This window comes from Paenibacillus sp. BSR1-1 (genome assembly GCF_030403775.1).
GTDB lineage: Bacteria > Bacillota > Bacilli > Bacillales > Cytobacillaceae > Neobacillus.
In genome coordinates this window covers 285368-309429 of the sequence record NZ_JAQMWQ010000002.1, presented here as the reverse complement: position 1 = coordinate 309429, position 24062 = coordinate 285368, and the positions used below count along the sequence as shown (strand labels likewise).

The 24062-nt window shown below is 40.2% G+C and carries 24 protein-coding genes; 7 read left to right on the top strand and 17 right to left on the bottom strand.

The features are described 5' to 3' along the window. Positions 1–151: 151 nt before the first annotated feature. Together PH210_RS04790 and PH210_RS04785 are read right to left on the bottom strand one after the other, a co-directional pair. The gene (locus tag PH210_RS04790; RefSeq protein ID WP_289983466.1) at positions 152–1201 is read right to left on the bottom strand and encodes an ADP-ribosylglycohydrolase family protein; all 1050 of its coding nucleotides are present in this window, start codon (positions 1199–1201) and stop codon (positions 152–154) included. A 239-nt stretch (positions 1202–1440) separates the two neighbouring features. After that, on the bottom strand, positions 1441–1881 hold the full coding sequence (locus PH210_RS04785; protein WP_289983463.1) for a cell wall hydrolase: 441 nt from the start codon (positions 1879–1881) through the stop codon (positions 1441–1443). A gap of 157 nt (positions 1882–2038) precedes the next feature. Here PH210_RS04785 and PH210_RS04780 point away from each other — a divergent pair, with 157 nt between their 5' ends. The 5 genes from PH210_RS04780 (at position 2039) to infC (ending at position 5973) form a co-directional block, all read left to right on the top strand. Further along, a complete protein-coding gene (locus tag PH210_RS04780) occupies positions 2039–2665 on the top strand; it encodes a fumarylacetoacetate hydrolase family protein (RefSeq protein ID WP_289983461.1) in 627 nt (208 codons plus the stop codon). Between the two features lie 144 nt (positions 2666–2809). Next, on the top strand, positions 2810–3961 hold the full coding sequence (locus PH210_RS04775; RefSeq protein WP_289983775.1) for an SLC13 family permease: 1152 nt from the start codon (positions 2810–2812) through the stop codon (positions 3959–3961). Between the two features lie 353 nt (positions 3962–4314). After that, positions 4315–5175, top strand: a complete 861-nt coding sequence (locus PH210_RS04770) for an SPFH domain-containing protein (RefSeq protein ID WP_289983459.1) — start codon at positions 4315–4317, stop codon at positions 5173–5175. Between the two features lie 13 nt (positions 5176–5188). Continuing rightward, entirely contained in the window at positions 5189–5344 is a 156-nt protein-coding gene (locus PH210_RS04765) for a type II toxin-antitoxin system antitoxin (RefSeq protein WP_098573206.1), read from the top strand. 152 nt (positions 5345–5496) lie between these two features. After that, complete coding sequence (infC, locus tag PH210_RS04760; protein WP_289983458.1) at positions 5497–5973, top strand: translation initiation factor IF-3; 477 nt, start codon at positions 5497–5499, stop codon at positions 5971–5973. 72 nt (positions 5974–6045) lie between these two features. Here the strand turns inward: infC and PH210_RS04755 are convergent, their stop codons facing one another. The 8 genes from PH210_RS04755 to PH210_RS04720 all read right to left on the bottom strand — a co-directional run bounded on the left by PH210_RS04755 (position 6046) and on the right by PH210_RS04720 (position 17236). Then, positions 6046–7323, bottom strand: coding sequence for a glycosyl hydrolase family 18 protein (locus PH210_RS04755; RefSeq protein WP_289983457.1), 1278 nt, complete (start codon positions 7321–7323; stop codon positions 6046–6048). Between the two features lie 490 nt (positions 7324–7813). Continuing rightward, on the bottom strand, positions 7814–8539 hold the full coding sequence (locus tag PH210_RS04750; protein WP_289983456.1) for an aspartate/glutamate racemase family protein: 726 nt from the start codon (positions 8537–8539) through the stop codon (positions 7814–7816). 86 nt (positions 8540–8625) lie between these two features. Then, a complete protein-coding gene (locus PH210_RS04745; RefSeq protein WP_289983455.1) occupies positions 8626–10206 on the bottom strand; it encodes an ROK family protein in 1581 nt (526 codons plus the stop codon). Continuing rightward, complete coding sequence (locus PH210_RS04740) at positions 10206–11300, bottom strand: S-methyl thiohydantoin desulfurase family protein (protein ID WP_289983454.1); 1095 nt, start codon at positions 11298–11300, stop codon at positions 10206–10208. The genes PH210_RS04745 and PH210_RS04740 overlap by 1 nt, the downstream gene beginning before the upstream one ends. 32 nt (positions 11301–11332) lie before the next feature. Continuing rightward, positions 11333–12649, bottom strand: a complete 1317-nt coding sequence (locus PH210_RS04735) for a purine-cytosine permease family protein (RefSeq protein WP_289983453.1) — start codon at positions 12647–12649, stop codon at positions 11333–11335. Positions 12650–12665: 16 nt separating this feature from the next. Further along, positions 12666–14246, bottom strand: coding sequence for a hydantoinase/oxoprolinase family protein (locus tag PH210_RS04730; RefSeq protein WP_289983452.1), 1581 nt, complete (start codon positions 14244–14246; stop codon positions 12666–12668). Further along, positions 14227–15333, bottom strand: coding sequence for a DUF917 domain-containing protein (locus PH210_RS04725; RefSeq protein WP_289983451.1), 1107 nt, complete (start codon positions 15331–15333; stop codon positions 14227–14229). Before PH210_RS04725 ends, PH210_RS04730 begins: the two co-directional genes overlap by 20 nt. Before the next feature lie 205 nt (positions 15334–15538). Further along, positions 15539–17236 carry a sigma-54 interaction domain-containing protein gene (locus PH210_RS04720; RefSeq protein WP_289983450.1) on the bottom strand — a complete coding sequence of 566 codons (1698 nt, stop codon included), beginning with the start codon at positions 17234–17236 and terminating at the stop codon, positions 15539–15541. Positions 17237–17449: 213 nt separating this feature from the next. Here PH210_RS04720 and PH210_RS04715 point away from each other — a divergent pair, with 213 nt between their 5' ends. Then, positions 17450–18691, top strand: a complete 1242-nt coding sequence (locus tag PH210_RS04715) for an LOG family protein (protein ID WP_289983449.1) — start codon at positions 17450–17452, stop codon at positions 18689–18691. Positions 18692–18764: 73 nt separating this feature from the next. Here the strand turns inward: PH210_RS04715 and PH210_RS04710 are convergent, their stop codons facing one another. Then, the gene (locus PH210_RS04710) at positions 18765–19955 is read right to left on the bottom strand and encodes an iron-containing alcohol dehydrogenase (RefSeq protein WP_289983448.1); all 1191 of its coding nucleotides are present in this window, start codon (positions 19953–19955) and stop codon (positions 18765–18767) included. Between the two features lie 88 nt (positions 19956–20043). Continuing rightward, the gene (locus PH210_RS04705) at positions 20044–20736 is read right to left on the bottom strand and encodes a hypothetical protein (protein WP_289983447.1); all 693 of its coding nucleotides are present in this window, start codon (positions 20734–20736) and stop codon (positions 20044–20046) included. 170 nt (positions 20737–20906) lie between these two features. Between PH210_RS04705 and PH210_RS04700 the strand changes: the two genes are divergently transcribed. Next, a complete protein-coding gene (locus PH210_RS04700) occupies positions 20907–21275 on the top strand; it encodes a hypothetical protein (RefSeq protein WP_289983446.1) in 369 nt (122 codons plus the stop codon). Between the two features lie 143 nt (positions 21276–21418). Here the strand turns inward: PH210_RS04700 and PH210_RS04695 are convergent, their stop codons facing one another. From PH210_RS04695 to spxA, 5 genes are all read right to left on the bottom strand, one after another. Next, positions 21419–22435 carry a pirin family protein gene (locus tag PH210_RS04695; protein WP_289983445.1) on the bottom strand — a complete coding sequence of 339 codons (1017 nt, stop codon included), beginning with the start codon at positions 22433–22435 and terminating at the stop codon, positions 21419–21421. Between the two features lie 29 nt (positions 22436–22464). Next, complete coding sequence (locus PH210_RS04690; RefSeq protein WP_289983443.1) at positions 22465–22782, bottom strand: IDEAL domain-containing protein; 318 nt, start codon at positions 22780–22782, stop codon at positions 22465–22467. Between the two features lie 75 nt (positions 22783–22857). Then, the gene (locus tag PH210_RS04685) at positions 22858–23271 is read right to left on the bottom strand and encodes an RrF2 family transcriptional regulator (protein ID WP_289983442.1); all 414 of its coding nucleotides are present in this window, start codon (positions 23269–23271) and stop codon (positions 22858–22860) included. Positions 23272–23379: 108 nt separating this feature from the next. Next, positions 23380–23514 (bottom strand): BA3454 family stress response protein, encoded by a 135-nt coding sequence (locus PH210_RS04680; RefSeq protein ID WP_289983441.1) that lies wholly within the window; start codon positions 23512–23514, stop codon positions 23380–23382. A 28-nt stretch (positions 23515–23542) separates the two neighbouring features. Further along, complete coding sequence (spxA, locus tag PH210_RS04675) at positions 23543–23938, bottom strand: transcriptional regulator SpxA (protein ID WP_289983440.1); 396 nt, start codon at positions 23936–23938, stop codon at positions 23543–23545. Between the last annotated feature and the right edge of the window lie 124 nt (positions 23939–24062).

Genomic DNA, 24062 nt, shown 5'->3' with positions numbered 1-24062 from the left:
TGCAGGGTAAGACATGGCTTATCGGTTCCTCATGCAGTTAGACACGTTAAGCTGGCCAGCTATTGTTTTTTCCTTAGAGCTCTAAGTTAATATGAATATATGTGAAATACGGTTCGAATAAGACTTTCTCATCAAGATTTAATCATGGGTTTTAATAACCAGGATAGCGATTCCACCATTCATCTGTTTCTTGATGCCCTGTAAGTAAATCATCCGCAACTTGGATGATGATATCATTCAATTCAACCTTCTCTACCCAGTCTGCTGGGATTTTATTAAGTCCCAAATAGGCTCCAAGAATATTCCCTGTGATGGCACCGGTACTATCACTGTCCCCATTGTGGTTAACGGCAGCTACAATTGCTTTCTTAAAATCACTATTGTATTTCAAAGCACAATATACAGAAACCGCTAATGCTTCTTCCCCCACCCAGCCTTCTCCAAGTTGAGAGATAGCCTCATAATCAGAAAGGTCACTTTTTACTACTAAGTCCAGTGCCTTCTCTAAAATCCTTGTGCATTCCTCATGGTGTTCTTTGGTTTTCAGTTCCATAATGCTTTGTTTGACGGCAGTAAGGATATCTGCTCCTTCAATAATGGAAGCGACTATGGATGCAAGGGCGCCTGCTGATAAATAACCTGATGGATGTCCATGAGTTAAGGCGGCACAATCAGCTGCCATATCGAAAGCTCTTTCTTTCAGACAAAAAAGTCCAATTGGAACAACTCGCATGACTCCTCCACAGCCTTTACTATTATTAATGGGTTCTTCAATCGTCCCATGCTTTCTGTTTAATAGAGCGGATAAACATGAATTACCTGGTGCTCTCCTTGCATGGAGTTCTTTAACACCAAGCAGCCAGCCATCATAAATCCATTCGTAATCATCAATTCTTGGATATCCTTGTGTCAACAGCCACCTTTGATAAGCAAAGAATACAACTGATGGTGGATGACAGATTCCTTTCCGAATGCCTCTAGTTTCTGCTCTTAAGATTCCTTCAGCAGTGAAAAGTGTCATTTGCGTGTCATCCGTGATTTGGGCTTTCCCAGACGATACTAGTTGCAAATCTTGAATCCCATTGGGACCATATTGTTGAACAATTTGGTCATGCTTATTAAATTCAACCGGCCAGCCCAAAGCGTCACCGATCGCTCCGCCGATAAGACATCCTCTAAAAAATTCTTGCGTTCTTTTCATAAAAAATTCCTCGCTTTCAAACATTCATTTTGCACGAGTAAAATTTTGAAGGTAAATTGTGTAAACTTGGGTAATAACCATAACCTATTATAAACAAATAGGGTGTACCAAAAATAGCACACCCGTAAAATATAAGAATTGTTAAACTCAACAATGACTTTTCAGACAGCCATAATTAATTGCAGTGCGAAAAGCAGGAAGGAGTTTTCCTTCCTGCTTTTTTATTTATTAGAGCAGCTTTAGCCACTATAAACACTATCACATGTTCCAGGTTTTGGTTCATAAAAACAATGTTCTTTAAATTGACCAGATTTTGGTTGATCGTACCATGTTGCAGGACATGGAGCATGTGGATTGAAATACCATAATGCAAATTTCGCTGGGTGATCTCTCCAGTAGTCCAAATTCTGTTGTGCTAATCTTTTTTCAGAAGTTCTGGCTCTTTGATAAAATACATTCCCTTTTTGAACAGCTTCAAAGGAAAAATTTCCTCCTTGGACTTGAAAAATAACTTGGTTAACTGTTCTTAACCCTTTAAAATCTAAACAATTTGCTACAAGACGATTAACAATGACATTTCCAACATATAACATTCCCTGTTTTCCTTCACCTTCGGCCTCTGCTCTCATCATCCTTGCCATTAAGGCAACGTCCGAAGTCCGGTAACTAGCTCTTGGCATTTTATCACCCCAAAAATATAGTATGAAAAAAAGCCTACAATGTTGTCATAGTTAAAAAAATAAGAGCGCACATGGACTTGCGCATTTTTTTAAGTAAAGATACACTTTCATTGTTTATGCAGTATTATCCATACAATATTTGAAAGAGGGATTAATTATGAGGCATATTAGAAACATTTATTGTGTTGGCCGAAATTACGCGGCCCATGCAAAAGAATTAAATAATGCGGTTCCGACTTCCCCATTTCTATTTTCAAAGCCTACTCATGCCTTTGTGGAAGCCAACGGCCAGGAGATTTATCTGCCAGGAAATCGCGGATCTATCCATTTTGAAACAGAGCTTGTAATCTATATTGGAAGAAAACACGAGAAAGGCATGAAGGCAGATGAAGTGATCGACTTAATGGGAATTGGCATCGATTTTACCTTACGGGATGTTCAAGCTGAATTAAAGAAAAAAGGCTATCCATGGCTGCTTGCCAAAGGGTTTCCAAATTCCGGTGTGGTAAGTAAATTTATTAAATTTCCTGGAATTAACGAATTAATGGATAAGGACTTTACGATGATTAAAAATGGAGAAACAGCACAACAAGGTAATATTAAAAATATGATTTTTGATTTGCAGACAATCGTTGATTTCACCTCCGATCATTTTGGCTTGAACGAAGGTGACATCATCTTTACGGGGACACCAGAAGGAGTCGGCCAAATTATGGACAGAGACCATTTGTCATTAAAATGGGATAACCAAATTCTTGGGGATTGTGTGATTAAATTAAAATGATGCCTGGGGAGACGTTTCTCTTGGTTTTAACTAATCAGATTTAAGCCATGGGAACCGTTTCTGTGGCACCGAAATTTTTCTATCCATTCCGCTACGTTCATGGTAGAATCAAAACGTTGTGAAATTTTCCGGCGGTGATTTACCATAAAAGAATCTGTTGTTATTAAACAAAAATATAAATTATCTCTATCGTTTCGCTTTTTAAAAAAAGACCTCGTCTTTTCTATTTCTATTATACTTGCAGCTGCAAGCTGTTTCATTCAAGCTCCAAAACTGGAGTATATTAATTTCCATGTTTTGGTTTGTCTTTTCAACTTAATGCTGGTGATTAAGGCGTTAGAAGAATTAAAGATATTAGACAAATTGGCGATTAGTTTTTTAAATAAAAGCAAGAATAGTAAATCCGTTTCAGCAATCCTGATTTTGCTTTGTTTTTTTAGTTCGATGATCGTTACAAATGATGTAGCGTTATTGACTTTTGTGCCATTGACCCTTGTTATCAGCAGAAAAACAAATATGCCTATGATGGAGACGGTGATCCTCCAGACTGTCGCTGCCAATATCGGCAGCAGCCTGACACCAATGGGAAACCCGCAAAATTTGTTTATCTATTCCTATTTTGGCATTACGCCTATGCCCTTTTTCTCCACCGTCCTATTCATGGCTATTCTCGGGGTCAGTTCTCTCTATTTTTTCATTCATAGGCTTCGGGGGAGTGAACTAAAAGTAGACCTTACTCCCGTTACAATAGCGGATTGGAAAAAAGCATTGGTTTGGGGACTGGTTCTTGGCGTCATTATTGCCTCTATTTTTGGAATCATCCCTAATCAAATCGCATTCATAATCACTTTGATGATTTCATTTTTATTAAATGCAAAAGTATTACTTAAAATTGATTATTTGCTGTTAGTAACCTTTATTTGTTTTTTTATATTTATAGGAAATATATCTCATTCAGAGGCTGTACAAACCTTTGCTGGAACAAGCTTAAAGAATCCTGCTTCTGTCTATTTCAGTTCCATATTTTTCAGCCAAATAATCAGTAATGTACCTGCCTCCATCCTGCTTTCGAACTTCACAACGGACTGGAAACCTTTGTTACTGGGAGTCAATATCGGAGGGCTGGGAACACTGATTGCTTCTCTCGCCAGCGTCATCTCTTACAAACTGTTTATTCAGTCAAATCCAAGTGAGGCTAAGCAATATTTAATCAAATTTAGTATTTATAATTTTTCCTTTTTGGCGATTTTCGCACTTATTCAGTATGTAATCTTGAAATTTCTAAACATTATTTAACAAACGGTAACCCACTAAAAATGAAGGGCCGCTTTTCCTAATTTAGGATAGCGGCCCTTCTTCATTATTGATTTTCGTATTATTGAATGGCTCTGTTAAACTTGGTTGTTGATTTGCGCTCCAGGCGCGAGCGGTTCGCGGGCGTGCCGGGGAGCCTCCTCGGCGCTTTGGCGCCTCCGGGGTCTCCCCTGCCCCGTGTCTTCGCGCCTTCCGCTCCAATCAACAGTGTTAAAAATCAACAATAGTCTTTAACAAAGCCAATTCAATAAATATTAATTTACTTTTTTTAACAAATGCAATATGATATAAATGTGATATCACTTTCATATCACTTTACTCAGGGAGGGAAACGTATGAGAGAAAAATCCGTTTTTAAAATGAATGGTTTTGCCGCACTAATCCTGGCGTTATTGTGTATTATTTTCGGAGTTTATTTACTGGTAACTGGAACAGATATTCCTGGAAAAGCAGGTGGAGTATTTGTTGTTCTTATAGGTCTCATTATTGCGACAAGTTTAACCGTTGTTCAGCCAAACGAAGCCAAGGTATTAACGTTCTTTGGAACCTATCTGGGTGTCATTAGAGACCAAGGGTTATGGGCAACCATTCCCTTCACCTTCAAACGAAGTGTTTCTTTACGGGTTACCAATTTTAACAGTGAGAAGCTTAAGGTCAATGATTTAGAAGGAAATCCAATTGAAATTGCTGCTGTAGTGGTCTATAAAGTGAGAGATGCCGCAAAAGCCCTTTTTGATGTGGAAAACTATAAAAATTTCATTCAAATCCAAAGCGAAACCGGTATACGTCATATTGCCAGCACCTATGCCTATGATTCGTTCGGAACTACAGAGAACACGCTGACCCTTCGCCAAAATAGTGATGAAGTCGCAGATGTACTCGTATCGGATTTACAAAAAAGACTAGAGGTTGCGGGTGTCGATGTGATCGAGGCACGGATCATGCATCTTGCGTATTCTTCGGAAATCGCCTCTGCCATGCTTCAAAGACAGCAGGCACAAGCTGTTTTATCAGCACGAAAAGTCATTGTCGATGGTGCCGTAGGTCTTGTAAAGGCTGCAATTGACCAGCTAGCGGAGCAGGAAATTGTGGAGTTGGATGAGGAGAAAAAAGCTCAGATGGTGAATAACTTAATGGTAGCAATCGTTTCCGAGAAAGGAACGCAGCCCATCATCAATACAGGAAGCATTTATTAAGGTTGTGTACTAAATGAGTAAAAGAAAATCATTTCCGCTCCGGATTGACCCAAAATTATATGAAGTGCTTGAGAAATGGGCGGAAGATGAAATCAGGAGTGTAAACGCCCAAATCGAAGTCATCTTAAAAGAGGCAGCCAAAAAAGCAGGAAGATTAAAAAAAGAATAAAGTCGAGAGCCAGGGGGACGGTTCTTGTGGTCTAAATTAGTCTAATTTAAACCACGAGAACCGTCCCCTTAGCACTTCCCCGTGGATTTAACATAATATGTAATAATCGTATTTTTCCTAAATGGAGGGATTGTTTTATTAAAAAAATTATTATGAATGATGCGATTCAATCAAAAGAAGTGAGACTCGTATCAGAAAGCGGTCAACAAGTTTTACCTACCGTTCAAGCGCTTAACATGGCGAGTGAATTGGGATTGGATCTTATCCAAATCAGTGCGTCCGACCCGCCAGTTTGTAAGATTTTAGATGGCGGTAAATACAAATTTGAGCTACAGAAAAAAGAAAAGCAGAGCAAACAGAATCAGCAAACAATCGAAACTAAAGAAATTCGGATGTCCATCACAATAGGTGAAAATGACTTTCAAACAAAGGTAAAAAGCGCGATTTCCTTCTTAACAAAAGGGTATTATGTAAAGGTAAGCGTCCGTTTTCGCGGAAGGGAAATCACGCATAAAGAAATTGGCGAAGAACTACTTGCTAATTTTTGCCAACAGGTCAACCACTTAGTAAATTCTAAAACAAATGCTTCCTTACAAGGCCGAATATTATCAATCTTGTTAAAACCATAAACAAGTACAAAAGAAAAATGCGAGAGTCAATTGATCCCTCGCATTTTCTTTTGCATGATTTTTGTTTTCCAGTCACTGGTTATTTCTATTCTTTACCACTCTTATATTATTCCTTACATAGGCCCAATTCTGAGGTGCCGGCAGACTGATTTGCCAGTAAGTTGTGCCAGCTAAATGGTAAATATCCATAAGGTTATACTTTTCAATATAGCTGCGTATGTCTTCAAACCAAACTATATGTTCGTTCGTGCCGCTCCAATAACGATACCATGGTGATTTAGCCGGATCATCAAATTGAATAGATGTTCCATTTAGTATCGCCTGATTTTGTGCAGCAAGCACTGATAATCCCTTCGTTTCCTTTGTAGTGACCACTTTATCATACCCATATAATGCCATGGCGATTAGCATTTTCCCTGGGTTTATTTTAGTTAGAGCGTAGTTTATCACTTGTTCAACCCATCCAATTGGAGAGATTGGGTCGGGCGGGCCGCCAGGATAACCATAATCGAGCGTCATAACCGCCATAAGATCAACCGCATTGCCAATGGCTGCATAATCATAAGCTCCGACAATCCGATTGGTCGGTAAATCCGCTGTTTTGGCATGAACGTTTACTTGTAAAATTAATCCGCCCAGTTGTTTCTTTAATTCTATTAAAAACAAATTAAAATCTTTACGATTTGCCGGTGGGATGAATTCCAGGTCAAGGCTTACACCGCCAAACCCTCTAGTTGTTGTGAGATTGACGATGCTTGTGACTAAATTCTGTCGATAGGTTGAATTTCCAAGTACCTTTCCTGCCAGCTCCGCACTAAACCCCTTGGCCGTAAAGTTTCGAATCATTAATAATGGTGTAATGCTTACTTGATTGCATTTAGCAATAATGGCAGAATCGTCAGTTTCCATAAAAGCAAAACCCTCATCTGTAAAAGTATAATTCACAATCGCTAAATAGGTTAACTGACTGGATAATGAATCTAATATCGAAAGGGTTGCCGGCTCTGCTGAAGGTACCAAAAACCCTAGAGTAGTAATTTCCAAAAATATGTTTGCGGGTATTTTGATGATCTGGCCGACTCGAAGGTGATTGAGATCTATTCCCGGATTAGCAGCACTCATCAAGGTAAGATTAGAGTTAAATGCCTGGGCCAATTTCCATGGGTAATCACCCGTCTTTATACGATAAGCACGGATTGGCAGCGCATTGTCTGGAATATAAAGAGCAAGACCAGGAACTAGAGATGTTGATGTTAATCCATTAACACTAACAATTGAATGAATAGAAACATTATACTGCTTGGAAATTGACCACAGATTTTCTCTGGTACCAACAACATGAACAGACATCTTTTCACCCCTTCCCTATACTAAAGAATTTATGCCATTTCATCATTATTCAGAATTTAGTATTCTTATATTTCTAAGGATAATAGTATCCCTCAACTTCCCACAATGCCCTTCCCCCTCTTCTTGACCCCTTCACGGGAGCTCTGAACCCGCCACAGTGACCGGCACACTCTTTTTGAAACCTTCACGGGCACTCTCAACCCACCACAGTGACCGGCACACTCTTTTTGAAATCTTCACGGGCACTCTCAACCCACCACAGTGACCGGCACACTCTTTTTGAAACCTTCATGGGCACTCTCAACCCACCACAGTGACCGGCACACTCTTTTTGAAACCTTCATGGGCACTCTGAACCCGCCACAATGCCCGTCATCCTCCTTTTTACATCATCACGGGCACTCTCAACCCGCCACAGTGCCCATCACCCTCTTTTCAAAAACATCACGGGCACTGTGAACCTAGCACAGTGCCCGTGAAAAAAATCTTATTAAACACTTTTTACTCTCTTTTTTGAAGGTGGAGTCATATAGGTCAAGCGACTTTGTTTTACTCCCATCGTAATTAAGCTTTCTATCATTCTTGTTGCTGCAAATGCAGGATCGATCACGGGAACATCATAGCCGTTATGCCTAAGGCTCTCTTGAAGCTCCTCTGCTACCCCCATGAAGCCGGTGCAGCCTAACACAAGCACATGAGCGTTATCAAGTTCAATTGCCTTAATCATTTCTTCATACAATGCATTTTTCAACTTTTCCTTTTCATGAACCTCTAAAACGGGAATGTTTACGTATCTGACAGAAGCGAGATTTCCATTTACCCCCACAGTTTTACTAATGTTTTCAATCATCGGGACAACGTTTGGTAATACGGTTACAACCGAAAAAGATTTTCCCAAAGCACTTGCAAATAACATGGAGGATTCACATGGGCCAACAACTGGAATATTCAAAACTTCTCTTGCAGGCTTCACACCGGGATCTCCAAAACAATCACTAATGACCCCGTCGTACCCCTCGTTTTCTGCCTCAATTGCTTTTTCTAAGAAATTAGGAATACAAAGCGCTTCATCATATTCACTTTCTACAGATTCAGGGCCATAATCTAGGTTGACAACGCCGATTTCCGTAGATTCAGAAGAATAATATGTAAATTCCTTTTTAATTTCCTCATTGAAAATATCTGAAGTAATTGGCATAATAACTTTGATTTTCATCCAAATGCACTCCTTTATTTTAATTTACGGCCAGCAGGAAGTTTCCCACTGGCCTTTAATTACGCGTTCAGTTGTGATATAACAGCCTACACTAATTGCTGTGCTTGGAATTGCGCTAATTCACCTGCTGCTTTCACACGGATACGTGTGGCATTTCCTGGCATGTAGGCAAGCGGAACATCTTCAATATCTACTATAACTAGCGATTCAGGATCAGCTCCTGCATTGATGGCCTCGCTTCTTGCGATGGACTTGGCATCTTCCAGCGCTTTTTCCCGGCCAATGGTATCGAGGGTGTAGACCTTTTCGACTTGGCCGCTTACTTGGGAAATCGCTGACCCAATGGCATTGGCAACCCCGGAATGCTGCGGCCTGATTACCTCAGATGCACCCTTTAAAGTTTCCGGAAGTAATATGCTGCCTCCGCCAACGAGAATCACCGGTACTGGAGCCGCACTTGTTTTCATCTTATCAATCGCTTCCTCGACCAACTCTACCATTTTTTGATAGACTTTCTCTAATAGTGATTTATCCAAATGAGCAACCTTTGCTGGATCTCCCAATTCTACCTTGCCGAGTGCAACCGCAACGTCCGTTGTGGTTAACGTATCTCCTCCAAAAATTAACCCCTTCTCAGGCAGACGGTAGCCTACGCTATCTGGTCCAACGGTGAATTCACCGTTTTCTTGGATGCGAACAATGGTACCGCCGCCTAGGCCGATGGAAACAAGGTCCGGCATCCGGAAATTGGTCCGGGCTCCGCCGATTTCAACCGCTAGTGACGATTCCCTTGGGAACGATTGGACTAACACACCAACATCTGATGTCGTACCACCAACATCCACCACAATCGCATCACTAAGATCGCTTAAATAAGAGGCGCCGCGCAAGGAGTTTGTCGGACCGCAGGCTACGGTGAAAATCGGATATTTAACCGCGTACTCGACTGACATCAATGTACCGTCGTTTTGTCCGAAGAATACTCTCGCATCAATACCTTCCGCTTTTAACGCATTGATGAAGCCATCTGCTGCGGTTTTTGCCACATTGACAACCGCCGCATTCAAAATCGTCGCATTTTCTCTTTCCAACAATCCAACTGACCCAATTTCAGATGATAACGAAATCGCCACATCTTCTCCAAGAACTTCTTTCAAAATCTCACCAGCGCGTTGTTCGTGGGATTGCGTTACTGGGGAGAACACAGATGTAATCGCTACAGAATCTACTTTCCCTTTGATTTCATAAGCAATTTCATATAAACGTTCTTCTTCTAAGTCCACGATTTCCCGGCCGTCAAATTCGTGTCCCCCACGGATCAGATAAACATGCTTGCCAAGTGCTGCGCGGAGATCGTCCAGCACGCCAATCAGCGGCTTAACGGCTAATGTCGCAGGTGCCCCAATCCGGATCGAAGCAATGTTATTCAAGCGTTTCCGTTCCACGATAGCATTGGTACAATGAGTCGTTCCAAGCATGGCATATTTTATCTGATCACGCGGAACATTGGCATCGTCAATGATCTTTTTCATGGCATTGTAAATACCAGTCGCGACATCTTCTGTCGTTGCTGCTTTCGTTTCAGAAACTACCTGATTATTTTGATCTAAAAGTACGGCGTCCGTATGGGTTCCGCCTACATCGATTCCAATTCGATAGATACTCATTATAAAGCCACTCCTTTTTTCACAAGCTCTTCTACTGGTACATAATCCACATTGTAGCCAAAGTATTTTGGACCTACCGTGTCAATTCCCTTCGCCGTTCTCCATTTCGGGTGACATGGAATACCTATAACAACACATCTGGCTCCATAACGAATACCTTCTGTTGTAATCGGAAGTCCGGTTTCTGCATCGAGAACAGCAATAAGGTCAGGCGTGACGCAAAGTAACCGCTGTTCTGTCTGTGCGATTAAATGTTCATTTTGGAAGCTTAAGGTGCACGTTTCACCTTTATACTCATTTAATCCCTCAATTTTCGCCTCGCCTCTGGCAAACCCTGTTTCGGTTTTCCGGTTAATATCACTCACTTTACCACTGAACAGTTCAAAGCCACCGACTGTTTTCAAGACTTGTTCAATAGGATTTACATTGTTGACTTTAGCAAGGCGGATTGCTTTTCCAATCTCCTCTTCGAGCTTTAGGATTCCATGAATCCCGCTTTGTTTCAATTCCTTCGCTGTCATCGGATAAATTGCACACATAACAGAACCGCCCATTTGAATGGTTGCAGCACGGGCAATCCGCTCCGTCCAAACATTATTGATCGTTGATAGAAGCAGAGTGTTTCCTTTTTCATCCGCCAACATCCCAGGAGTGGCAGATATGCCATCCAAATAAAAGGTCACCATTTGCAGTTCAGGAAAGGCACGTCCCATTCCATCTGCATCGATAACAGGAAGACCTAATCTTGCCGCGGTAGCAAAAGGAAGCATGGAGTTCACACCGCCCGCTTCGATTGGGAAGGTTGCATATATCTTTTTCCCTAAATATTCTTCAAGATTTTTAAAGGCCTCGATGGCTTCCTCTCCGCTAGGTGCTTTTTCGAGCATAACGGTTGGTGCACCCATCATTGAGGATGGAACAACTAATGCGTCCTCAGGTACTTCATCTGGATCCAAAAGAGTTACTTCTCCATATTCTTCTATCGCCTGCAGGGCCATCAGTTTTCCAATGTACGGGTCACCACCGCCGCCTGTTCCGAGAAGTGCAGCTCCCACCGCTATATCTTCAATTTGTTGTTTTCCGATTTTTCTCATATTCTAAAAACCTCCAATATTCAGATAATTTATTATGCAGCTTGCCCTTTTGAAGCATTTTTGTTAAAAACTGACTTTACGATTAGCATTCCAACGTAATATACGACTGCACTTACTACAAGAGAATTGATCGATGGAATACCTGCTTTGACAAAATAACCAGCGGCAAAACCTGAACCCCAGGCAATCAAGGTAATTGGGCTCATTTTTTCCACCTTTTCTGGCAATGTTCCAGTGAGCCTGCTCTCATCCAATTCTTTGCGGTGCGTTTTTAAAACAAAATAATCAATGACCATAATCCCGGCAACTGGCGGAATAAATACCCCTAATAGAATCAAGAAGTCAACGAATTTATCGAGGATTCCCATGACGGAAAGAATGGTTCCGATTACCCCAATGACAAGGGTGACCAGCCCGCGATTTAATTTCAGATTAAAGACGGAATCAAAAATGTTCGTAAAACCTAAGGATGAAGAATATAAGTTCAAATTATTAATTTTAATGGTAGAAAATACAACGACGATAGCTCCAAGCCAGCCGGATGTTTGCATCATAATGCTGACAACGTCATTTGTCTTTGCTGCAAGTGCCATTAGCACCGCAATTATGTTAATCCCAAGTTCACCGACAAAGGTTCCAATCATCGTCATCCAAAATACATCCTTACCATTTTTCGCAAAACGGCTAAAGTCAGGCGTAATGACTGCACCGATGATAAAGCCTCCAGCTACCATTGTCGCTGCCATACCAAGTGATAAAGGCTCCCCTGCAGGCTGGCTATGTGTTAAATCGAAAACCGAATGTTTACTAAGAACTTCATAGATTCCAACACCGACTGCTAATAAAAAGGCAGGTACGGCAATGGTTGCCGTTGCACTCAACAATTTAAATCCAAAAATAACAAGGATTGTTACACCTAATCCGGTAAGTGTTGCGGCAACAGGAAGAGTTAATTTCCCATTTGAAGATTGAACCAATCCATTGGCAAACACGGAGTTTTGTACACCAAACCAGCCGATACAGGCAATCGCAATAATCGCCCCGATAATACTTGATCCATAGCGGCCAAATCCGGTCCAGCGTGACAATAGACTCGTTGAAAGACCCTCTCGTGCACCTGCATACCCTAATAGAAAACTAATGACCTGTAATATGACGCTGCCGAACATCGTAGCCCAAAACGCCTGCCAAAAAGTCATTCCATAACCTAATGCCGCACCCAAAATAAACTGGGAAATGGTAGCGAGAGCCCCGACCCTTACAATCGTAATGCTCCACAACGAATGACGTGCTGTTTGTGGTACCCTTGATAACGAGTAGTCATCACCTAAGCTAATTTTCTTTTCCATTTGGATCAACCCCAATTTAAATTTTTATAGACGAACCATCGCCTGCAGGTATAAGTTGCAAATCTCCAATCGCCTTCATTCGAATTCTCAATACTTCCCCCTTAAAATAATCAAAAGGAAATTCTTCAATTGAATCCACCTTTATGCTCTCTTCTTTTGCTCCTTTACGAAGAAGCTGTTGAAAAAGCTTCCCTTTTTCTTGCTCAATAATCTCTTCTTTCGTCTGATTCATTAACCAAAACACCTTATCGTACTGGGCACTCAGAGGGGCATAACAGGCACCGATGGCATTACTAATATGGTTGCAAAGAGGATGGTATACTCTTTTGTATTTACCGAATAAACGGTTAACTAGTAATTTGCTTCCTCCGCCAACTAAAACAACGGGTAGTCCATCGCTGTTCACCTCTAGACGAGCAATCTTTTCCTTAATTTCCTGGGTTACTTTTTTAATGACCATTTGACAATCTTCATATGATAACTTTTCCAATCTATCTAATGTCATCTTTTCGTCTGCAAACATCTCTGGATTCACTTTTAAGAATGAGTCCGTTATAGTCCACGAATCTCCTCCCCAAGAAATACCTTGATGCTCGAGGTCATTGGCAATTGTTTCTTTTATTTGAACAACTCCGTTGTCTATCGAAATCAAGCTTCCGCCTCCAATAGGCAATGAATACATCTTGGGTACTCGCAAATTGACATCAATGTTTAAAAAAGAGGATGAGCTCTCAGTCGATTCCGGTTGCCCATTGCGAATTTTCCCGATTTCAATCGTACTCCCTCCAAAATCTACGACAATACATTCTCGTAAACCACTTAAAATGCTTGCCCCTCTGAAACTATTCGTTGCCCCGGAACCAATCGTGAAAATTGGGTAATCGATGGCTTCATGCAGCTCAATCAATGAACCATCATTTTGTGTAAGCCAGCATGGGCAGTTAAGGTTCAGCTTTCGAAATAAATCGGTTAATTCCATCATGGCTTGACGAATAACCTTTGATAATATGGCATTTAAAAGGGCAGCATTTTCTCTTTCAATGAAGCCAAAGCTTCCTAATTCGTGGGACATCGTTATTGGCATCTCTGGGAAAACATTTTTTAGTTGATCCCTTAAGTAAAACTCTTCTATCGGATTTAATGGCGAATTTACTGCTGCAATACAAATTGCTTCAATGTTTTCCTTTATTAAATCTCGATAAAGGTTATCCAATTCCTGCGGGACAAGAGTTTGTTTTGAATCGTCATAAAAATGCTTAAGATGATAAACCTTCCCAATATACCGTTTCAGATGTTCGGGCCAAAATAAAGCTGGTTTCACGTGTGAAGGGCTTTTCATGATGCGAATGACCGCGGTTTTCGATAGTTGTACAGGATGATAAAGGGCATTTTGTACATGGGTCGTCCCGATAAAGATGCCTTCGATTTGTTCTGGAACGATCCGTGCGTCCTTGATTACGGCCTTCGTTGCTGCTTCTATTCCTGAAATAATATCATTTGAGGTAAGTTGCTTTTTCCAGGAAAGCAGTTTCCCTTCGTTGCCGACGATGACGACATCTGTATTCGTTCCACCTACGTCAATTCCAAGCTTCATCATGGTGTTCTCCCTGCAATGGTTGATAAGAAACAGCTAAATTAAAATTTCGGGGCCCTACATATTCCAGCATTTCCTTAGTCCGAAGAATGTTGGGGGCAGGAACAGCCAGTATGATGACGGACAAACCACGTTGGATTTCGGAAACATTATAGGGACTTAGTTTTTCAGCATCTAAGACAAGAATTAAATCAGGCGTGGTGCAGATATAATTTTTTTCCTTAATGGAAATGAATTCATTTCTAAATTCGATCTCCACTTTTTTATTGGAAAAAGAAGATTGGCCATCCACGGCGAATTTCCCAATCAAGCTCTCAGATTCGAACCACCTGCTCACTTCCGATACGACACCTGAGATAATGGGAATGGGTTTTCCATAAAGGGAGTTGTCGAAAACAGCCATCATTTCTTCCATTTTTTCACTTACCCTTAATTCTTTTGTTAACGCTTTTCCTAGGCGAAAAATCAAATAAAGGGAACCAGGAATCATGGAAGCTTTTACTTTACTCGCTTTTGCCCCAAAACCTGCAAAATGAACATTTCCACCGTTTTTCATCATAAAATCCTTTGCCGTTTCTGAAACGAGCTGAATATCTTCAACCCTTTGAATGATTGTTCTTGTCTCTTCGGCTAGAAGGACAAGTGGTGAAATAGAATTTTGATTGAGATGAAAGGTTGTCATCGAAATTTCAGGAAAGGCCCTGCCCATGTAATCCCCATCGACTACCGGTAAATGGTTTAGAAAGGCTGTCAGGATGGGGGCTAATCCATTCACTCCACCTATTTCAACGGAAATGACGGCTTCCGCCTTTTGCTGGACACTATTCTCATACAGCTGTAAAGCCTGACTCTCCTCTTCTCCGGAAGGGATGCGTTCATTGTAAAAAACCGTTGATCCCATCATACCCGTTCCTACCACCCATTCATCTTCGAGATCTGCTAGGGTCTTAACTGTTATCGTGTCATCCTCTTTCATCATCGATAAAAGTAAGTTCTGAATGGTAAGGAGATTACCACCACCTCCACAGCCAATTAATTTTGCACCTATTGCTAATAGTGGAATATCCTGCTTTTTAATTTGCCATGTCATAGAATGCTCCCCTTTCCTATTACTAATGCAAGGATCGTGCCAAAATAATAAAACCTCTGAAGCCAGAGGATAAAAGGATGTTACTGATTTAATTTTGAGAATTATGAGAAAAATTTGATAATGATAATTTGAAATTACCTTCAAAAAAGCTCTTTTTCTCATGTTTTTTAATCTTTTCTCAAATTTTCTCACTTTTTATTGAACTTTATTTGATTTTGTATTTATTAATCTTCCGATATAACGTTGGCAAACTTATATTCAAATGGATTGCCACCTTCTTTTTAGCGGCGGTTCCTCGGCCATACTGATCTAATAATTCGATAATCTTTTCTTTCTCGTCCAATTTCCGATCCGTTCTGCGAGGCAGAGGATTTTCATCTTCATTCACCGCACCTATTTTAGCCGTCGTCCGCAAATAATCAGGCAGGCTTTCAACTGTCACCAATTCGCCGATTTCCAATTGAACGAAATGATAAACCACGTTCTGCAATTCTCGAACATTGCCTGGCCAGGAGTAGGCCAGCAATCGTTCGAACACTTCGGGAGATATTCTTTTTGGCGAGCGGAATTGCTCTTTAGAAAATTTATTTAAATAAAAATCGATGAGGATGGGAATATCTTCTCTCCGCTCTCTAATAGGCGGAATCATGATGGGAATAACATTTAACCGGTAATACAAATCCTCGCGGAAATCCCCCCTTGCCACAAGGTCCTCAAGATTTCGATGTGTGGCTGTAATGATGCGCACATTCACAGGTGTACTCTTTGTATCACCCACTCTTTCGATTTTTCGTTCTTGGACCACACGAAGTAATTTTGCCTGTAAGGGAAATGGAAGATCGCCAATTTCGTCCAAGAAAATCGTACCACCATCTGCTAGTTCAAATCTTCCTGCTTTATCGGAGGTTGCCCCGGTAAAAGCTCCTTTGACATGCCCAAATAGCTCGCTTTCTAGTAAGGATTCAGGAATAGCTGCACAATTTAAAGGGATAAACGGACCATCCTTTCTGTAGCTTGCTTGGTGTATAGCCTGGGCAAACACTTCTTTTCCTGTCCCGCTCTCTCCCCTTACGATGACCGTTGTATCACTTGGAGCAATCCTAATGGCAATGTCGACGACATTTTGAATAGGAACACTGGTACCTTTGATATCATGAAAGCTATAAAGGACACGTTGTTCTGAAATCTTCTTTTTCAAATCTTTTACCGGAGTTAATCGGATAAGGTAAGAAACAAAGATTCCATCAGCAAGCAAAGGTTTCACCATTGCAGTAAATGCTTTTAACTTACCGCTTGGCAGCAAGCACGAAATTTTCCATTCCTGCTGCTTCTTACTTGTTTTCATTTTTTTCCAATCGTCTTGTGAGAGGATATCTGAAATATTCTCACCGATTAAGACCGATCTTACTTTATTAAATTCTAAACAGACACGATTACTTACATTATGTATCGTTCCATCAAGGCCAACGATTAACACTGGTTCTTCGATAAACGAAAAAATCCCATTTACTTCTTCCAATATAGAGTGGTTCGTATGCCGCAATTGGTTAATCTCTAATGTGTTACAAATCCATTCCCTGCAAAAATCCAGCCGGACGTCTAGTTGGTTTTCGTTTTCAATCAGCCAAGATTCATACCCCTCTAAAGCTGCAGCCACCAGAACCCCTACTACCTTTCTCTCCTGAAAAATTGCCTTTATCATAAAGGTATCGGTTTGGAAATATTCTTTAATGGAACAACTCTCGCATGTATGCTCCAATTTGTTTTTCACGAACATATCCATACCTGTTTGAATCACCTTATTGAGAATGGGACAATTTCTCTGATTCATGTTATCAGGAAGAAGTTCAACTTTTACAGGATAAGCATCAAATATTTTTTTATAATCAATTTCTGTTTCCATATGTATCACCTATGCCATTAAAGCAATTCTTTCTATATATAAAATCATTAAGAAAATTTTATCAAAACTGAAGCAAAAACAATAATGGAAATCACTAATTAGTTTGCACAAAAACGTATGATTGGTTGAATCAATGACTTTTTGTTAAAAATAAGGCCAGAAGTTCATGGGGACGGTTCGCTGGACCCATGAATCGAAAGGTAGGTTATGCCGATGATGCAAATTGAATTGTATGGTACGGTCTTTTATGATCCTGCAACAAATGAATGGACGGGATCTGGTACGGGTTGGTGGATTGAAAAAACGGAAAAAAATATTGCCAAGATCACGTTTGAGGAAGCGATTACGTTTGATCCTAGAAAACCGTCAAAAACGAATAATTACAGTTTGTCCATCAGTAATATCAATGATAATGGAAATGTAGATTCCTATAACGTCGATGAGGATGGGTTTATTCTTTGCTGGGAGGATTATTCCAACGACACCTGCATCGCTTCTTTTCAAGTCATAGGAACAAAAGTCAGTTTCGTCCCTAATGACAGAGCTCTTGGAACGGACGAAAGCGTTGCGGATATCTACGCTGCTGAGCTTCTTTTTAGTTATGAAGCGAAATATGGTGTCATTTCACTGATGGGTTCAGGATCCATTTCCTCCAAGGAAATTGCAGAGAAGAAGTTACATATCTTGAACAGCCATGCAGAAAAATTGCAGACCGCCATTGAAAAGGACCAAGACCCCTTCAATATGATACTGCTTCAGGGTAAATTGGAAAGAACAAAGATTAAAATGGAACGGCAACATCGAATCGTTGAGAAAAGTGCAAAATATTGGGATTCAGCACTAAAATTCGGAGAATTGTGGGGACATTATTCTGCTAATGAACAAGAAAAAGCACTTGGAGGCTGTTATGTTCCTCTTTGTACTGGGGGAGGTCCAGGTATCATGCGGGCAGGCGCACAAGGGGCACGAAGCCAGCATGCCCATGTGATCGGGATTGACTGTCAGTTTGGTGTCGACAATTTTTTCAATTTAAAGGATACCTATTCTGTCCATTCCAATCAACGTCTAAGGATGAATAATTTTTCGATTAGAGAAGGAGTTTTGATCAATTACTCTCATGTCATTCTGTTTTGGCCTGGAGGTTTTGGGACTGCCTGGGAAGTATATGAAACTCTATCAAAAATACAAACCAATCACCTTCGAAGACACCGAACCAAGGCTATTTTTGTCCATCCTGAGTATTGGGAGCCTTTCTTTAAATGTATCGACCATATGCGTGAGTATGGTGCCATTAATAGCTATGGGGATCGGATAAAGATCCCTGGTGTAGATGACCACCTGCCCGATGAAGCCTATTTGGCCGAAGTGGCATCCGGCCCGGAGGAAGCATTTGAAAAAACAAGAGCTTATGTCGAGCAACTATACCGGAAAAATCAATTAACATTAAAAGCCTGAATATCGAAGATTTCTAAAGGGAATCAGACACGGCTTCTATTCTGATTCCCTTTGGGGGACCTTCTGATATTGCTCATTTGGCAGACACATATCCAAAATCATAATCAAAACAAACCTGATAAAGTTCCTCTATTTCTTCCCTGCTAGGGACTTTAGGATTGTTCCCAGGACTGCCGCTGGTAATAGCATCGGATGCCATTTTACTGATGAAACTATCAAATTTCTGTTTATCTATTCCCCACTCTTTCAGGTTAGGAATGTTCAATACCTTGCAAAGATGCTTAACAGCGGCTACAGCCACCTTAGCAGCAACTTCATCCGTCAGGCTCTTATCAGGTTCAAAAATCCTGCCCAAATCTGCTAATCTTTCAATACATGAGTCCTTGGAAAATTCTAATACAGCAGGCAAAAGCATGGCATTTGAAAAGCCATGTGGAACATGAAAAAGCGCACCAATCGGTCTGGACATACCATGGACCAAACATACAGAAGCATTAGAAAAAGCTATACCTGCTTGAAGAGCCCCTAATGACATGGCTTCCCTTGCATCAATATTTTCTCCATCCTCATAAGCAGCAACAAGATTATGGACAATTAATTTCATTGCGGATAAAGCCAATACATCCGTCATTGGATGGGACTTCCTTGAAATATAGGCCTCGATGGCATGACTAAGTGCATCAACACCCGTTGCAGCCGTTACATGCTGCGGCGAAGGCATTGTTAAAATCGGATCTACTATTGCAACCGACGGCATAAAGGCTGGCTGTTTTATCATCATTTTGACATTATTTGAAGTATTTGTGATAACAGTTACATCAGTCGCCTCCGAACCGGTCCCTGCTGTCGTGGGAATGGCAATATGGGGAACTGGAGTAACGTCCGCTGCCTTTCCTCCGTTCATATAATCACCAATATAACCATAATTAGTGGCCAGGACCGCAACGGCTTTTGCTGTATCAATGCAGCTTCCCCCACCAAGGGAAATAACCAAATCACAATTTTCCACTCGAAAAAGTTCCAATGATTCTTCTACAAATTTGTCCGTCGGTTCTGACTTCACACCGAGATAAACTACACTCTCAACATCATTCTCCGAAAGCATTTCCTGGCTAATACGCACAAATCCAAGCTGATCGATGATCTCATCGCTGACGATTAAAGCCTTTTTACCAAATTGTGTTGCCTGGTTACCAATCTCTTTAAACGCGTTTCTACCATAAATAATTGCTTGTGGCGCTCTAAAAAAATTAAAAGTTTCCAATCAAAGTCCCCTCCCAAAGTCAGCCTATTCTATGTAGGCCAGGTTTATGAATGGTACGAAATAGAATCATAGAAAAGAGAATGTTCTGTTAATGGCCAAAATTTCTCAAATCGTTTTTTGCATCCTTTCCAGGTTTGGCTGCTTTTTCAAATCTTGATGAAATATATGCAAATAATAAATAACAAACGAGAAGGAATCCGGCTGCAAATTTTTCATTTGGTGCAACAGGCCCCCATACGGTACTTGCATTTAAAAGGAGAAGAAACAAATAAAATGTGAGCGTTTGATATTTTTTCTTTTGCTTTGTAGTTTGATAGTAGATTAGTATTGCTGCCCCAAGTAAAATCGCTTCTAAGGTAAAACTCCAAAGTGCACTAGAATATAAACCGAAACCTACTTTAAAAGAATTGCCAATAATCGGGAGATCCTTGCTGTGAACAATTAAATCCAAAATCCAGTGTGAGAAGACAGCGATTCCCATAAGTAAGGATTTACTTGTTAAAAACTCTTTGTTTCGATTTGACGGTAAAAAACGATAAAAGATTACCATTAATACAGACAAAACTAATGAACCAATTAAACTATGTGAATAGGGCATATAGTCAAGGTGAATATGGCTTCCGGGTAAACCTGTTTTTGTATCAGCTTTTTCAATTCCAAGAAAAATGAATATACTCCATACAATGTCCATCAATTGGGCAGCTAAAAATAAATGCCATAAAGGGATACCATAGTCCTTCCTTTTCAAAACATAACTGACTGAATAGTGACCAATAAACACACCAATTCCTCCTTCAGAGCAAAAAATATATCGCTTTAAATTCATTATATGTTTGAATATTGACCAATATTTAACGATATAGAATGTGCTATGAAAGGTTTATCAGTAATATGATATTAATATTCTTGATTGACTAGCTTTATATTTTAAAAGACTTGGAGATGATCCATATGAGTCACTTTTCACCCGTTAATGGATGGCTGCATTATACGAATCGTACGAAACAAGCTCCAGAAATTATGTCTAAAAGACGTGTCGATTTGAGTTATCAAAATGCTTCTGCTGAGGATCTTGGTCAAGGTTTCAAACGTTATACGTGGAGATCTGGAGTTCTGATTAATAGTCGTGAATATCTAGACTTTCGATTAGAAGCACGCGAAAATGAAAGCGTTGTCAATTCAGGATACTTAACTAATCCAATGGAAAATATCTTTTCTTTACAAAATGGCCCTATCAAACCGAATGTCATGGTTTTAGTCCTCCACAATGCCTCAAATGCCGAATCCGCAATTTCCCCTTGGCTCGTGGTTAAGGAATAGGGGCTAGCTATTAAAATTTCTATTCAAATATAAAAACCTCGTTGAAAAAAGTTACACTTATCCCAACGAGGTCTCTTTCTGCTTACTAATTATTATATCATCACATCGCAACTAAAAAAACTTTCAACTCATCCTAATGAAGTTTATCTCTTTTCAATTTCCCCATCTTTATTGCGTGAAAATCTTCCAGATTCAAGCTCATTGACAGGATCAAGACGGCCCCATGGCCAGCCCCCGAACTCTGTTCTGCGAAATTCGCTAAATGCATTCCGAATTTCCTGTTCGGTTGTCATGACAAAGGGTCCATATTGCACGACCGGTTCTTTTATTGGCTCACCTTCAAGAACCAGCAAATACCCTTCTTTGGCTCCATTGGTAATCTCGGTTTCTTGGTCCCCTGCCAGTTTAACACGGTGAGAAGCTGGAATAACATTCCCATCTATAAGAATTTCATCACCTTGATAAAAATACAAATTTCTATTTAATGTATCTGAAACAGATGGCAGAGTGAAAGAAGCGTTTGGTTCCATATGAATAAGATAAATGCCAACATGGTGGTTTGAGTCCTTGGCCCATGAGGCATTGGTTGGCTCTAAACTAGTCTTCGCCTGCAATTTACCTGCGATCAATTTCACCGTTGTTTTCTTTCCATTTGGACTAATTGACTGAATTTCAGGTATTTCTTCAGACCACAGCATCTTATATTCTGGATCTGCCGATTTATTTTTTGCTGGAAGGTTCAGCCAAATTTGAAAGAGCTCAAGCGGGTTCCCTTTATCCTGGTGAACGAGCGGGAACATTTCCGTATGCTGACAGCCACGCCCGGTTGTCAGCCATTGCACATCGCCATTCCCATAGCGCCCCGAGGCTCCCATGGAATCAAAATGATCAACAAACCCTTCTAAAACCACTGTTACCGTTTCAAACCCACAATGTGGATGCGCAGGGAATCCTGGTACTGTTTTTCCATGATACATGCGAAAGCCATCACGCAACGTAAAATCTTCACCTAGGTTCCTGCCTTCTAAGGAGGTACTTGGTCCCTGCTTTTCATTTCCCGGTGGATAAGCATCTTTATGATACATCGTTGCGAGGAACGGATCCTCTGTTTGCCAGGGAAAGCCCAGCCTTTGTATTGTTAAAACTTTTTTGGCTGACATAATTCTCCTCCATTAATTTCGTAAAAGTATTACTCCATAACATGCTGTTTCATGGAGTTTAATTCAGAAGAAAGCTCCATAAACCATTTCTTATCCCCTGTTGCTAATGCCAGGTCAATTAGGAATTGAATTTGCGTTTTATTAGTCACATTAGAAACAGGTAATGCTTTAACCTGTTTACTTAAAAATGGAATGGTTTTACCTATCTTATTATTATTGTCACTTGTTACAACAGTCACCTTTACTGCCCCGTCCGGAATATCTGGTAATAGTGAATCAACGTACCCAATGATTAATTCACCATCCAGTGATTCTCCTTTGATCCAGTCACCCGGTTTTAAAAACATACTTAATCACCTTCATCTATCTGTAATTTTTTTTATTACATTTCCAATAAAAAACTTTGCAGCCATACTATTCGGTTATAGCCGCTTTTTAACCAGATCAACAACCTCTTTAATGGTATAACCCATTAAATATTCACCCATATGTTCTTCAGCACCTAAGAAAATGCTGCAGAGCACTCTTTGCATGTTCGCCCCTACAATGCATTGTTCATTTGATTCAGGACATTTAGGCTGCAGGGCACCTTCTGAGGTAATTTTATATATATCCCAAAGATTTACTTCACTAAGATCTAGCGCAAATAGAAATCCGCCGCCAGTTCCCTCTTTCGATTTAATGAATCCATGTTTTTTTAACAAACTTAACACTTTTCGTATACGAACCGGATGCACTCCGGCACTTTCGGAAATAGCATCACTTGTTGACATTCGGTCCGGCTGAAGCGCAAGATAAGTTAAACTGTGAATGGCAAGGGTATAATCACTATTCATGGCTTCCTCCTTAAACACTTACATGTATTGTCTGCATCTTTATAGAATATTAATCAATGCACTGTAATACTAAACATTACAGATTAACTAGTCAAGCTTTTAGCTCGCTCATACATTCCATTGTTTTTTAACTTGTTCTTCTGCCAAGCGTTTAATTTTTTTCCAGTTTGTGTCTTTTTCCACAATTACATTGGTATGATAATTTCGATCTTTAAAATTAACTGTTACAAATACTTCAATCATTTCTTACTTCCTCCTTTTAAAAAACATATTAATTAGCGAGTCTTTGTATTTCCGTATTCAAAAATGTGCGAAGCTTACGAGGCAGAAAGCTCCGGATTTCGTCCTCGTTATACCCTACTTGTAATCGTTTTTCATCTAGGATAATAGGCCGGCGCAACATTTTTGGGTTCTCAATGATTAATTGATAAAATTCATTAAGCGGCATAGATTCAAGATTTACATTTAATTCCTGGAAAGCCTTTGAGTTGGTCGAAACAATTTCGCTCGTCCCCTCTTCTGTTAAACGGAGAATCGATTTAATCTCATCGACAGTAAGCGAATTAGATAAAATGTTACGTTCAATATATTCAATCTGATGCTCTTCAAGCCAAGCTTTTGCTTTTCGGCAAGATCCACAGCTAGGTGTCGTATATATAGTTACCATATTTTAACCACTCCTTAAAATATTTTGGCAAGCACGCGGGACAAATTTTATTTACATATTGAGTATATACCCGGAAATTAAGTGATAAAACCTGTTGTTCCTTACAATATTTTATTAATTGTAA